Consider the following 12,800-nt stretch of genomic DNA (forward strand, 5'->3'; position numbering starts at 1 on the left):
TCTGCGACCTGACGGGAAAGGGGGCGCTTCGGCGTCCCCTTTTTTATTGCGCGGGACGATCACCTCGTCCTAACCGCCGCGCATGAGCACAACGCCCGAATGGATGATGCCGCCCGAATGGGCCCCGCAGGACTGGCTGTGGATCGGCTTTCCGCACGACCCGCAGGAATGGCCCGAAGTCCTGCCAAGGGCGCAGGAGCAGATCGCGGCCTTCGCCAATGCCGTGGCCGATTGCGGGCAGGAAGTCCGCCTGCTGGTGCGCGACGACGCGAACGAGGCGCGCGCACGGCAGCTGGTCGGCGCGAACGTCACGCTGGAGCGACGTCACTACGGCGATGTCTGGCTGCGCGACACCGGGCCGCTGGTTGTCTCGAACCGCGATGGCGAGCGTGCGGCCCGCCGCTTCGGCTTCAACGGCTGGGGCGGGAAGTACCTGATGGACGGCGACCAGACCGTCGGCGCGCAGCTGGCCGCGGACGAGGGCCTGCCGCTGCAGACGGCGGACTGGATCCTCGAAGGCGGCGCGGTGGATGGCGACGGGACCGGCCTCGTCGCGACGACCGAGCAATGCCTGCTCAACCCCAATCGCAATCCGCAGCTCTCGCGCGACGAGATCGAGCAGCGTCTCGAACGCGATCTCGGCTTTACCGGCGTGCTGTGGCTCGGCGACGGGTTGATCAACGATCACACGGACGGCCATGTCGACAATCTCGCCCGCTTCGTTGCGGCCAACACGCTCGTCATCCCGCGCGCCACGGGCAGCGCAGATCCCAATGCGGAGATATATGCCGATGCGCGCCGCCGGGCGGAAGCGGCTGGCGTTTCGGTGGTCGAAATCCCCTCGCCCGGCCTCGTGACCAGCGGCGACCATGTCGAGCCGGCGAGCTACGTGAATTTCGCCATTACCAGCCACCTCGTCGTGGTGCCCACCTTCGACAGCTCGTACGACGAGGAGGGCGTGGCGGCGATCGGCGCGCTGTTCCCGGATCGCGCGACTATCGGCCTGCCGGGCGATGCCGTGCTAGCAGGCGGCGGCGGCTTTCACTGCGCCAGCCAGCAAATGCCCTCTGCCGGATGGAAGCCTTAACGCTTCGTTAGGGTTTGGCCGCGAGAATGGCGGCATGGCAAAGGCTATCGCTCTCGCACGCACCCACGTCCCGGCATTCCCGCTGGCAGAGGCTGCGCGCGCGCTTATCGTGAGCGGATGCGGCTTCGCCCTGGTCCTCGCCGGACCGGCGCTACCCTTCTAACAGTTTCCAGACCGCACCGGCTGCCGCGCCGCCCAGCACGAGGGCGACGCTCACCTGCCATTGCCGCGGCGTCACGCGCCCGAACGCCGCGTGGCCCATGAGATCGCCGACCAGCACCGCCGGAAAGAGCAGCAGGGCAAGCAGGACCTCGCGCATCCCGCCGACGCCGAGCGCGATGAACAAGGCAGATGATAGCGGCGTCAGCACCAGGAAAATCGCCATCATGGATGCGCGCGCCTCGCGCGGGGGCAGGCGGCCGCGCAGGTAGAACGGCGCCATGCCCGGCCCCGGCATTCCCGCGAACCCTCCGAAAAAGCCCGTGAAAAAGCCCGACAGCCCCATGGCAGGCTTGCGCGGCATGGCGATCTTGCCGAGCGGCACCACCACCAGCACGAATGCGCCAAGCGACACGAGAGCGATCAGGAGCCGCGCCCAATCCGCGCTCAGCGTGACGAGCGCCCACAGGCCAAGCGGCATGAAGGCCAGCGCCAGCAGTGTGATCGGAATGGCCGAACGGTCGGCTTCGCGCCGGATGCGCCCGATGTCGGTCAGGCCGATCAGGAATAGCGAGATATTGCCCACTAGTACCGCTTCACGCGGAGCGATGGTCAGCGCGAGGACGGGCACGATCACGACCGACAGTCCGAACCCGGCAAGCCCGCGCACGAAACCCGCCGCCAGCGCGGTTACCAGGGCAATGCCGATCGCTTCGAGGGACAGGCCGAGCATCTAGGAGAATGCCTTCCACAAGGCTGCAAGAGCCGCTCCGCCGAGCACGAGACCGACGCAGATGCGCCAGGTCCGATCCTCGATCCTGCCCGACGCCTTGTTGCCCAGCCAGTTGCCCGCCAGCACGGCCGGGAACAGCAGCACGGCGAACAGGAGCAGCGACCAGTCGAGCACGCCGATGGCCGCCCCGCTGATCAGGCCCGTGCTCGATGCGCAGGTGAAGATCAGCAGCATCGATGCCTTGGCGGTCTCGCGCGGAATGTCGCGCCCGACATAATAGGGGACGACCGGCGGTCCGGGCATGCCGGCATATCCCGTCATCAGGCCGCTCAATATGCCTACCCCGCCGGTGGTCGCCGGATGATGCTCCAGCGCACCGCGACGTGGCAGCAGGATGGCGATGAAGGCGGAAAGTGCGATGAAGGCGATGACGACGCGCGCCAGGGCAGGCGTGGTCACGCTGAGCAGGTACAGCCCCACCGGCGTGGTCAGCGCGACAAGCGCGATTATGACCCATGCCGACTTTTCCGCACCGCGCAGCAGGCGGCGAATCTCCGTCAGACCGATGAAGACCGAAAGAAAATTGGTCAGCAGCACGGCATCGACCGGCGACAGCGCAAGCGCCAGCACCGGTACGATGAGGATCGCCATTCCGAACCCGGTCAGCCCGCGCACGAAAGCCGAGCCGAATGCAGTCACCAGCGCGGCGGCGATCGCTACCGCAGAATAGCCGCCGAACAGGTCCATCGCGCGCGCTTAGCCTTCGCGCAGGTCCGGCGGCGTGGCTTCGGCCTTGAGCATCGCAATCGCTTCTTCGAGCGGCATCACCTTCTGGTGCTGCTGGCCGAGCGTGCGGACAGCGACCATGCCTTCTTCCGCCTCGCGCATGCCCACCACCAGGAGGTGGGGGACCTTGGCGACCGAGTGTTCGCGGACCTTGTAATTGATCTTCTCGTTACGAAGGTCGCTGTCGACGCGGATGCCCGCCGCCTTGAGCTTGGCGACGGCTTCCTTGGCATAGCCATCGGCGTCCGAGACGATCGTCGCAACCACCGCCTGCGTTGGGGCGAGCCAGACGGGCAGTCGTCCGGCGAAGTGTTCGATCAGAATGCCGATGAAACGCTCGTACGAACCGAAGATCGCGCGGTGCAGCATGACCGGGCGGTGTTTCTCGCCATCTTCGCCGATGAAGCTTGCATCGAGGCGCTCGGGCAGCACGCGGTCGCCCTGGATCGTGCCGACCTGCCAGGTGCGGCCGATGGCGTCGGTAAGGTGCCATTCGAGCTTGGGCGCATAGAAAGCGCCTTCGCCGGGGAGCTCTTCCCAGCCGTATTCCTCGTTCGCCATGCCCGCTTCGGCCACGGCGTCGCGCAATTCCTGCTCGGCCTTGTCCCAGTCCGCTTCGCTACCGAAGCGCTTTTCCGGGCGCAGGGCGAGCTTGACGTGATAGGTGAAACCGAAGTCGCGATAGACGCTGTCGGCCAGCTTGCAGAAGGCACGCACTTCCTCGACCACCTGGTCCTCGGTGCAGAAGATATGCGCATCGTCCTGCGTGAACTGGCGCACGCGCATGAGGCCATGCAGCGCGCCATGCGGTTCGTTGCGGTGGCAGCAGCCCATTTCGCCAAGGCGGATGGGCAGTTCGCGATAGGACGTGATGCCCTGCTTGAAGACCAGCACATGGGCCGGGCAGTTCATCGGCTTGATCGCCATCCAGTCGGCATCGGGCGCGACCGAGGGGTTCGCCGGACCATCACCCAGCTCGTCCACTTCGGGCACCATGTCGGGCACGGCAAACATGTTCTCGGCATATTTGCCCCAGTGTCCGGACTGCTCCCACTGGCGCACGTCCATCAGCTGCGGCGTCTTGATTTCCTGGTAGCCCGCACCGTCCATCTTGCGGCGCATGTACGCTTCGAGCTCACGCCAGATCATGTAGCCGTTGGGGTGCCAGAAGACGCTGCCGTGCGCCTCTTCCTGCAGGTGGAACAGGTCCATCTCGCGGCCCAGCTTGCGGTGGTCGCGCTTGGCGGCTTCTTCCAGCCGCGTGAGGTGGGCGTTGAGCTGCTTCTTGTTGAGCCAGCCCGTGCCGTAGATGCGCGTGAGCTGCGGATTGTTCTGGTCGCCGCGCCAATAGGCACCGGCAACGCGCGTCAGCTTGAACGCCTGCGGATCGAGCTTGCCGGTCGAGGCAAGGTGCGGTCCGCGGCACATGTCGAGCCAGTCTTCTCCCGACCAGTAGACCGTCAGTTCCTCGTTTTCGGGAAGTTCCTTGGCCCATTCGGCCTTGAAGACTTCGCCTTCCGCTTCCCACTTGTCGATCAGCTGCTGGCGGCTCCACACTTCGCGCTTGAGCGGCTTGTCGGCCTTGATGATGCGGCGCATTTCCTCCTCGATCGCGGGGAGGTCGTCCATCGAGAACGGCTCGCGCGTATCGGGCGCCTTCACATCGTAATAGAAGCCATCGTCCGTCGCCGGACCGAAGGTGATCTGCGTACCGGGGAAGAGCGACTGCACCGCTTCTGCAAGGACGTGCGCGAAATCGTGGCGCGCCAGTTCCAGCGCGTCTTCCTCGTCGCGGCTCGTGACCAGCGCCAGTTCCGCATCGCCTTCGAAGGGGCGGTTGATATCGCGCAGCTCGCCATCGACGCGCGCGGCGATGGCGGCCTTGGCAAGGCCCGGACCGATCGCGGCGGCGACATCGGCAGGCGTGCTGCCGGGTTCCATCTCGCGCACCGAACCATCGGGCAGGCTGATCTTGAGCAGTTCCGTCATTCTATCCGTCCGTTATCCTGGCGCGGCCTCCCGTGACCGGCCTCGGTATGTCGAGGCCCATGGCACAGCTAGGCGCGCGCTTGAAGCGGCGTTTGTGAGAAATTCGATTTCGGGAGGAAACGCCGACCGCCCGAAACCGGGCGGCGGAGCGCTACGTCAGGACGCGCGCACCCGCCCCCGGCCGCCCGGGGTGGTGGTGGTGGTTGTCGTGATGCGCTGATGCGTCATGCGCCAGGAGATAGCGACGACAGGTTAAAATCTCAACCGAGATCGAGCGCGCGCGCTCCGGCAAGGGTTGAGAGGCGCTTCGTCGCGACGACTTCGGCCCCCTTCTCACGCACCGAGGACAGGAAGCGATATTCGCTCGTCGCACGCGTCGGCGTGAGTTCGACCGCCATGTAACCGCGGCGCGAGGCGTCCATCCATTTAAGCTCGGGATTGCGGGCGACCATGGCCGCGCTGACATCGCCGGGCGCCAATTGCGGCAAGTATCCCTCGAAGCCGGGCGAGGTGACCGACTGGCCGCCGAATTCGACGCCGACCTTCTCGCCCTCGTGGGCAAGGTCGAAAGCCCATGCGTTGTGGGTATCGCCCGCGAGGCTGACGAGATTTGCGTCCGCCGCAAGAGCCGCTTCGTAAAGACGGGCGCGGGCTGCGGGATAGCCGTCCCAAGCATCCATGTTGAGCGGCAGACCGGCGCGCGAGGCGATGGCGCCTGCGACCACGCGGCGCATGATGTAGTCTGGCAGTCCTTGCGGCAGGGCGTCGGTTAGCGAGGTGGCGGAGGCGGTCTTGCCCATCAGGACCTGCTGGACGAGCACCTGCCACGTCTTGCCGCCCTTGGCCGAGCGCATGAGACCATTGCCGAGCCAGGCCTGCTGTGCGGCGCCGAGCACTTCGCGCGTGGGGTCGCGATAGCTCTCCTCCCGGAATGCGGTGAGGGCAGCGATGCCCTGTTCGGGAGAAGCCATTCCGCGCAGCAGCGTGCCGTAATCGAATTGCTGTGCGCGCGCCGACAGGCGGGTCTCCAGGCGGAACAGGGTCGCGAGATCGCCGATCTCGTATTCGGCCCAGGGTTCATCCGAGACGGGCATCCATTCGCGATAGGCTTTCATGGCAGCGGCTTTGCGCACGCTCCATTCGCCTTCGGTCTCGCCCTGGTGGTTCTGCGCACCGCCTTCCCAGCTGTCGTTTGCGCTCTCGTGGTCGTCCCAGCCGGCGATCATCGGATAGATCTGGTGGATGCGGCGCAGGTCCGGATCGCTGCGATACTGGGCATAGCGCGCGCGGTATTGCGCAAGGGCCACCGTTTCGGATTGCGGATCGAGCGGAGCGCGGGTGCCGAGCCACTCGCTCTCCGAGGGGTAGGTGCCCTGGCCGTATTCGTAGAAATAGTCGCCTAGGTGCAGCGTGCAGTCGAACTCGTTCGCCGCGGCTGCGTGCGCGTAGGCGTTGAACCAGCCGAAGCCTATGTTGGAGCAGGAGAAGACCGCCATCTTCCAGCGCGCGGTCGGTCCTTCAGGAAGGGTGCGCGTGCGACCGATATCGGAGTGGCTGCCGTCGGGCGCAGTGAAACGGAAGTAATACCAGCGACCCGGCGCGAGCCCGTCGGCCCACGGCTTGGCGCATCCGTCATTGGCGGGGCTCGCCGTGACGGAGCCCGATGCAATCGGGGAAGCGAAGGAAGCCGTCTCGCTCATCTCCCAGGTCAGCGGGACGTCCTGATCGGCTGCGTAACGCGTCCACAAAAGGACGCGCGAGGACCCCGGCTCTCCGCTGGCCACACCATGCGTGAAGCCGCGCGCGCCGCCGGCGGAAGACAGGGGCGCCGCAGCGAGACCTGCACCCAGCACCCCGCCCTTGAGCAATTGCCTGCGATCGAGCGGCAGGATCGGCGCAGTTACGGGCGGTTCGGTCTTTATCATCGAATAGGTCCTCTCTCCTCCTTCCATGACTGCGCCGGATGGCAGGCAGATGACAAGTAGAAAGAGGTGATGGAAAGGACAGTCGCCAACTTGTAAAGCAACCTTGACTCTAATGCCTCGACATGACAAACACCCTTTACACCAAGAAAAGGATGCTTGTCATGAAATCGCTACCTCCTCCCGTTTTGCTAGCCTTATCCATGTTGGGCGTCGCCTTGCTGGGGAATGCTGGCGTGCTGCCGGGCACGGTCGCACAGCTCGCCCCCTTCCTGCTGCTCGTCCTCTTCGCCCCGGTCTGGCTGGGCGACGATCGTCCCTGCAGGTTTTCGAGAGGAACGGCCCGATGACTGCTCGAACGCACATCAGGGGGCGCCCCGGACTGTGGGTCGGCCTGTTCTTCGCCAGCGCGGGCGTCATCATCGCGCTGCGCCTTAGCGGAGCTATCGAAGAGCCCGTGGGCTTCATCCTGCTCGCACTGTCGATGGGCCTGATGATCCCGTTCAACAAGGCAATGAAGAACAGTGCCTGCACCTACAGCGAGGCCATGGACGTCTACAACCGGCGCATGATGGTGTGCAGCATTGGCTATGTCCTGGGCCTTGGGATCGCCATTGTCTTGTGGCGCAATTACGAACTGGCCGACTGGACGGTCTTCGCGCTCACCTTGCTCCCGATCCTGCCGACCTTCGGGATGATCTGGGCGATGGCACGATACCTTAAGGAAGAGAGCGACGAATACCTGCGTCACAAGTCCATGATGGCATCGCTGGCAGCGCTCGGCTTCGTGCTGGCGCTCGGTATCTTCTGGGGCTTCCTCGAGATGTTCGGCCTCGTCCCGCATATCTGGGCGTGGTGGGTCCTCCCCGCCTGGGCCATCGGACTTGCCGGGGCGCAGCTGTGGCAGAAGGTCAGGGGCGCATGAAGAACCGCCTCAAGGTGCTGCGCGCAGAGCGCGACTGGAGCCAGCAGGACCTTGCCGACCGGCTCGAAGTCAGCCGCCAGTCGGTCAACGCCATCGAAACAGGGCGTTACGACCCGTCGCTGCCGCTGGCATTCAAAATTGCCGATGTATTCGGGACACAAATCGAAGATATATTCCAGCGCGACTGACCCTTTGCCTTGACTTGCGGGCCCCTGCTTTGAAAAACCGGACACGGACGGGTTTTCGATTACAATTTTTACAAGCGGGGGGTCGCTCACAATATGGAACAGGCACCGATCGAGGCGGAAAGCGCCTTCGGTTTCGACGGCAATTGGCAGGACTTCGCAAAAATCGCGTTCCCGAACCTGTTGCTGACTATCGTTACGCTGGGAATTTACCGCTTCTGGGCGACCACGCGAGAGCGGCAATACCTTTGGGCGCATAGCCGCTTCGTGGACGAGCGTCTCGAATGGACCGGCACCGGCAAGGAACTGTTCGTCGGCTTCGTGCTGGTTTTCATCCTCTTCATTCTCCCGCTTTCGCTGTTCAGCTTCGTCCAGCAGGGCCTGATCGCCCGCGGGTACGAAGTGGTGGCGATGGTTTTGACCTTCGTAATCTTCTTCGGCTTCTTCTATCTCACCGGCGTCGCGAGATTCCGCGCGCTGCGGTATCGCCTGTCGCGCACGCGCTGGCGCGGCATCCGCGGGGGCAGCAACCATCAGGGCTTCCGTTATGGCTTGTCCTATATGTGGAAGACGATTGTCGGCTACATCCCGCTCGGCCTGCTCGTGCCATGGTCGATGACCAGCCTGTGGAACGAGCGCATGCGCAAGATGAGCTTCGGCCCGCACGAGTTCGATGCCCATGCCGACAGCTCCAACGTCTTCGCGCGCTACCTCCTCTTCTATCTCGCCCCGATCATCTTTTTCATCGGCGGGATCGCGGCGGGCGCGATGGGAATGATCGCCGGACAGAGCCTTGGCGGCGACCAGGGAGCCGGCATCGGCATGGTCGGCGCGGTGGTATTCCTGGTCCTGTTCTTCTACCTCGGCCTCGGCCTGATCGCCGTGGCGTTCTTCGCGAAATTCTATCGTGAAGTCGTCGGCAGCACGACCTGGGGCAACCTCAATTTCAGCTTCGAAGCGTCCACCATGGACTGGGTCAAGCTGCTGATCGTGGATGCGCTGCTGGTGGTCTTCACCGCCGGCATCGGCTTCATCTTCCTGAGCTATCGCCACTGGAAGTTCTTCATGGTGCACCTTGAAGCCAATGGCGAAATCCTGCTCGACGAACTCACCCAGTCGACCACGACCACCGCCAAGCACGGCGAGGGACTGCTGGACGCGTTCGACATAGGCGCGATCTGACATGACCGACGCGTCCTTTCGCACTCCGGCACAATGGTATGACGGCCACAACGCCATCCGCCACGAGGGCGAAGCCATATGGAGCGAGGAGGACACGCTCCTCCTCGCCGGCGCGACTGGCACGATGGAAGTCCCCTTCGCCGATCTCGAATGGGGCGAAAATCGCGGCGGGGAGAATGTCTACCGTCGCCAGAGCGAACCCGACTTCCGCCTCATGGTACCGGAGGATCTGCCTCCCGGTCTCGCCTCGCGGTTGCCTGCGAAGGCGACCTATGGCGCTTGGGTCGACAATCTCGGCCTGCCCAAGGCGGCCGCCCTGTTCGCAATCGTCAGCGCCGCTGCCGTAACCTTGTTCATGACCGCTCCCGAATGGCTGGGCCCGCGCGTTCCCGAAAGCTGGGAGCGGCAAATGGGCGATGCGATGATCGGCGATTTCGGTGGACGCCTGTGCAGCACGCCGGATGGCGATGCAGCCATGGCGAAACTGCTCGACGCGGTCGATCCGGAACGCGAGCAGGTGCGCGCCAATGTGGCGAACATCGACATGGTCAACGCCGTCGCATTGCCCGGCGGACGGGTCCTCCTGTTCGATGGACTGGTGCAGGATGCCGAAACACCCGAGGAGCTTGCAGGCGTGCTCGGGCACGAAGTCGGCCACGTCCGCGAACGCCACGTCATGACCGCGCTGCTCAGGCAGTTCGGCCTGTCCATCCTGCTTGCCGGTGCAGACAGCGGTTTCGGTGACACGCTCTTCGGCGTCGCCCAGATGGGGTATTCGCGCGACGCGGAGCGCGAGGCGGACGCCTATTCGAGAGCCCGCATGGCCGAAAGCAATGTCTCCCCGCTAGGCGCGGCAAAGTTCTTCGAACGGCTCGGCGGCGATCATGAAGAAGGCGAGAGCCTGGGGATTTCCGGATGGATCGCCAGCCACCCCGCTCCGGGAGAAAGGGCGCGCGCCTATCGCGAAGCGGCCAAGGGGAAGACCTTCGCCCCCGTGCTCACAGCGGCGGAATTCGAAGCCATCAAGTCGATGTGCGAACAGGACCCCGACGTCGAAGAGTTCGAATTCTTCTAGGCTTGTAATGCCGCGCGCACGGGCCGACATCGTGACGCATGAACGATATCCAGTTTCATGCCATGCCGGACGGACGCCGGATCGCATTCCGCCACACGCCGGGTAACGGCCCCACGCTGGTATTCCTGCCGGGCTACATGTCGGACATGGACGGCGGCAAGGCGACGGCGCTCTATGAATGGGCGAAAGCGCGCGGCCATGGCTGCCTGCTGCTCGATTACTCGGGCTGCGGCCGCAGCGACGGCGATTTCGCAGATGGCACGCTGTCCAGATGGCGCGACGAAGTGGTCGCCCTGATCGAAGCCCGGGTGCAGGACCGGTTCATCGTGATCGGATCGTCCATGGGCGGCTGGCTCATGCTCCTCGTCGGTCTCGCGCTCGAGGAACGCCTTGCAGGTATCGTCGGCATCGCCTCCGCACCCGATTTCACCGACTGGGGCAGGGACGCGGCCGAGAAGGCGAGGCTGCAGGCGGGCGAAACCGTCTTCGACGAAAACCCCTATGGCCCCGAGCCGACACCGATGCACAGCGCTTTCTGGGCCGACGGGCAGGCACAGCGCCAGCTGACAGGGACCATCGCGATCGATGCGCCGGTGCGCCTGCTTCACGGCCAGCGCGATGCCGACGTGCCGTGGGAAATCAGCGCACGGCTCGCCGAGGCGCTACGTTCGGACGATGTTCAAGTCACTTACATCAAGGACGGCGACCACCGCTTGTCGCGGCCGCAGGATATCGCCTTGCTGCTGCGCACGATTGGCGGACTAATCGACGATCTGGAAGCCGAATGACCCTTAGCCTTGCTCCTCTCGCCCTTCTTTTCATGCAGGTCGGCCCAAACCCGTCCGCAGGCGCCATGCCCGGCATCCCGGACGAACTCGCCAACCGGCCGCCGCGGGCCGAAAGCACCGAGCCGCAGGTGCAGCCGCGCCTCGCGACCTGCCTGCGGCAGGCGGCAAATACTCCCGATGCGGCACTCGACTATGCGCAGGGCTGGCGCGAGACGGCAGAAACCGACCTCGAAATGGCGCAATCGGCGCATTGCCTTGGCCTCGCGCTGGTCCAGCTTGATCGCATGGGGGAAGCGCGCGAGATCTTCGAACTCGCCAGCGCGGAAGCGCCTGCAGACAATCTCGCCTATGCCGCCCGGCTGAATGCGATGGCAGGCAATGCGGCCCTCGCTGAAGGCGATATGGAAAATGCTCTCGTCCTGCTCGACCGGGCAGGAGGACAGGCACTTGCGGCACCCGACGGGGCCCTTGCCGCCGACCTTCGCGTCGATCTCGCCCGCGTGCTCGTGCGCATGGGCCGTCAGGAAGACGCGGCAGAAGCCTTGTCCGAAGCGCGCGAAGCCGATGGTGACGATGCGCAGGCATGGCTGCTCTCGGCGACCTTGTCCCGTCGGCTGTCGCGACTCGGCGAAGCGCAGCAGCAGATCGAGAGGGCCGCACTCCTTGCCCCCCGCAATCCGCAGGTCGGGCTGGAAGCAGGCGTCATAGCCGCGCTGTCCGGCCGCGAGGAGGCTGCGCGAAAGAGCTTCCAGTCCGTGCTCGACGTCGCACCGGACAGTCCGCAGGCCGATCAGGCACGCGAATATCTTGCGCAGATCGCACCGGCAGAATGACCGCTTTCTCGGTCCTCGATCTCGTTCCCGTCCGTGAAGGCGGGACCCTTGCGGAAGCCTTCGAAGCCGCCACCCTATTGGCGCAGGCCGCCGAAAGACTCGGCTGCGCGCGATATTGGGTGGCCGAGCATCATGCGATGGAGGGCATCGCTGGCGGGGCCACTTCCGTGGTCCTCGCGCATATCGGTAACGCAACGGACACGATCCGGATCGGCTCGGGCGGCATCATGCTGCCCAACCATACCCCGTTCCAGATTGCCGAGCAGTTCGGCACGCTCGACGCGCTGTTTCCAGGGCGGATCGACTTGGGGCTGGGCCGGGCACCTGGAGCGGGTCCGGAGCTACAGCGCGCCTTGCGCAAGGACCTGAATCGGGCTGCGGAAATGTTTCCGCAGGACGTGGTGGAGTTGCAGGCCCTGATGCGCGGGGACACCACCATCCATCCGACACCGGGCCTTGGCGCCAAGCCTGAATTCTGGATGCTCGGGTCCAGCCTGTTCGGCGCGCAGCTGGCTGCCAGGCTGGGGCTGCCCTATGCTTTCGCGAGCCATTTCGCCCCCGATCACCTCGACGCGGCGCTCGAAATCTACCGCCGCGATTTCGAGCCTTCGGACCAGCTCGATGCGCCCTATGTGATGGCGGCAATGAACCTCTTCTGCGCAGAGACGGAAGAAGAGGCGGAGACGCTCTCGACGTCGCAATTGCAGGCTTTCGTCGCCCTGCGGACCGGGTCACCCGCAAAACTCAAGCCGCCGGTGGCCGGTTATCGCGAGAGCCTTCCGGCCCCTGCGCAAGCCATGCTCGCCCATATCGGGCAAGCCAGCGCGGTCGGGACGCCCGGTCAATGCGCGGACACGATCCGCTCGTTCATTGCACGTACCGGAGCGGACGAGATCATCTTCGCCGGACCGACCTTCGATCCGCAAGAGCGCATGGACTCGCTGTCCCGTGCGCTTTCAGCGCTCGGCTGACATCCTTCGCCGACGCTACGGAACCGAGGAACGCATACGATTGCGCCTTTTCCTTTTGGTTGGCCTTGCGAGCCTGCGACAACGGGCCTAATCGCGAGCCAGCGCGTCGCCGAAGACGACTCGGAAATTACACGGGTGCGAAAGTATCGTACGCCGCAAGCGAGA

The 12,800-nt window shown here is 64.9% G+C and carries 14 protein-coding genes; 10 read left to right on the forward strand and 4 right to left on the reverse strand.

Going from position 1 to position 12,800, the window contains the following annotated elements; translation table 11 throughout:
• Positions 1 to 82 precede the first annotated feature (82 nt).
• Positions 83 to 1,087 carry an agmatine deiminase family protein gene (locus BM173_RS02070; protein WP_090476859.1) on the forward strand — a complete coding sequence of 335 codons (1,005 nt, stop codon included), beginning with the start codon at positions 83 to 85 and terminating at the stop codon, positions 1,085 to 1,087.
• Between the two features lie 34 nt (positions 1,088 to 1,121).
• Positions 1,122 to 1,250: a hypothetical protein gene (locus BM173_RS14830; RefSeq protein WP_263617854.1), complete on the forward strand. Its 129-nt coding sequence runs from the start codon at positions 1,122 to 1,124 to the stop codon at positions 1,248 to 1,250.
• On the opposite strand, the gene BM173_RS02075 is transcribed toward BM173_RS14830, so the two are convergent.
• From BM173_RS02075 to BM173_RS02090, 4 genes are all read right to left on the reverse strand, one after another.
• Positions 1,239 to 1,979: a sulfite exporter TauE/SafE family protein gene (locus tag BM173_RS02075; protein ID WP_090476861.1), complete on the reverse strand. Its 741-nt coding sequence runs from the start codon at positions 1,977 to 1,979 to the stop codon at positions 1,239 to 1,241. The two genes, BM173_RS14830 and BM173_RS02075, sit on opposite strands and share 12 nt — an antisense overlap.
• Positions 1,980 to 2,726, reverse strand: a complete 747-nt coding sequence (locus tag BM173_RS02080; protein ID WP_090476862.1) for a sulfite exporter TauE/SafE family protein — start codon at positions 2,724 to 2,726, stop codon at positions 1,980 to 1,982.
• 9 nt (positions 2,727 to 2,735) lie between these two features.
• The gene (gene thrS / locus BM173_RS02085) at positions 2,736 to 4,754 is read right to left on the reverse strand and encodes a threonine--tRNA ligase (RefSeq protein WP_090476864.1); all 2,019 of its coding nucleotides are present in this window, start codon (positions 4,752 to 4,754) and stop codon (positions 2,736 to 2,738) included.
• 260 nt (positions 4,755 to 5,014) lie between these two features.
• Entirely contained in the window at positions 5,015 to 6,679 is a 1,665-nt protein-coding gene (locus tag BM173_RS02090; protein ID WP_090478358.1) for an alkaline phosphatase D family protein, read from the reverse strand.
• A 161-nt stretch (positions 6,680 to 6,840) separates the two neighbouring features.
• On the opposite strand from BM173_RS02090, the gene BM173_RS02095 reads away from it, so the two are divergent.
• From BM173_RS02095 to BM173_RS02130, 8 genes are all read left to right on the forward strand, one after another.
• Complete coding sequence (locus BM173_RS02095) at positions 6,841 to 7,026, forward strand: hypothetical protein (RefSeq protein WP_143089550.1); 186 nt, start codon at positions 6,841 to 6,843, stop codon at positions 7,024 to 7,026.
• Positions 7,023 to 7,601: a hypothetical protein gene (locus BM173_RS02100; RefSeq protein WP_090476867.1), complete on the forward strand. Its 579-nt coding sequence runs from the start codon at positions 7,023 to 7,025 to the stop codon at positions 7,599 to 7,601. The genes BM173_RS02095 and BM173_RS02100 overlap by 4 nt, the downstream gene beginning before the upstream one ends.
• Positions 7,598 to 7,789, forward strand: coding sequence for a helix-turn-helix transcriptional regulator (locus BM173_RS02105; RefSeq protein WP_090476869.1), 192 nt, complete (start codon positions 7,598 to 7,600; stop codon positions 7,787 to 7,789). Before BM173_RS02100 ends, BM173_RS02105 begins: the two co-directional genes overlap by 4 nt.
• A gap of 93 nt (positions 7,790 to 7,882) precedes the next feature.
• Entirely contained in the window at positions 7,883 to 8,968 is a 1,086-nt protein-coding gene (locus BM173_RS02110) for a YjgN family protein (protein ID WP_090476871.1), read from the forward strand.
• 1 nt (position 8,969) lies between these two features.
• Complete coding sequence (locus tag BM173_RS02115; RefSeq protein WP_090476873.1) at positions 8,970 to 10,043, forward strand: M48 family metallopeptidase; 1,074 nt, start codon at positions 8,970 to 8,972, stop codon at positions 10,041 to 10,043.
• 38 nt (positions 10,044 to 10,081) lie between these two features.
• A complete protein-coding gene (locus tag BM173_RS02120; RefSeq protein ID WP_090476875.1) occupies positions 10,082 to 10,831 on the forward strand; it encodes an alpha/beta fold hydrolase in 750 nt (249 codons plus the stop codon).
• Positions 10,828 to 11,664, forward strand: coding sequence for a tetratricopeptide repeat protein (locus tag BM173_RS02125; protein WP_090476877.1), 837 nt, complete (start codon positions 10,828 to 10,830; stop codon positions 11,662 to 11,664). The genes BM173_RS02120 and BM173_RS02125 overlap by 4 nt, the downstream gene beginning before the upstream one ends.
• Complete coding sequence (locus tag BM173_RS02130; RefSeq protein ID WP_090476879.1) at positions 11,661 to 12,635, forward strand: LLM class flavin-dependent oxidoreductase; 975 nt, start codon at positions 11,661 to 11,663, stop codon at positions 12,633 to 12,635. The genes BM173_RS02125 and BM173_RS02130 overlap by 4 nt, the downstream gene beginning before the upstream one ends.
• Positions 12,636 to 12,800 lie beyond the last annotated feature (165 nt).

The sequence above is a fragment of the Qipengyuania nanhaisediminis genome (assembly GCF_900115585.1).
Lineage (GTDB): Bacteria > Pseudomonadota > Alphaproteobacteria > Sphingomonadales > Sphingomonadaceae > Qipengyuania > Qipengyuania nanhaisediminis.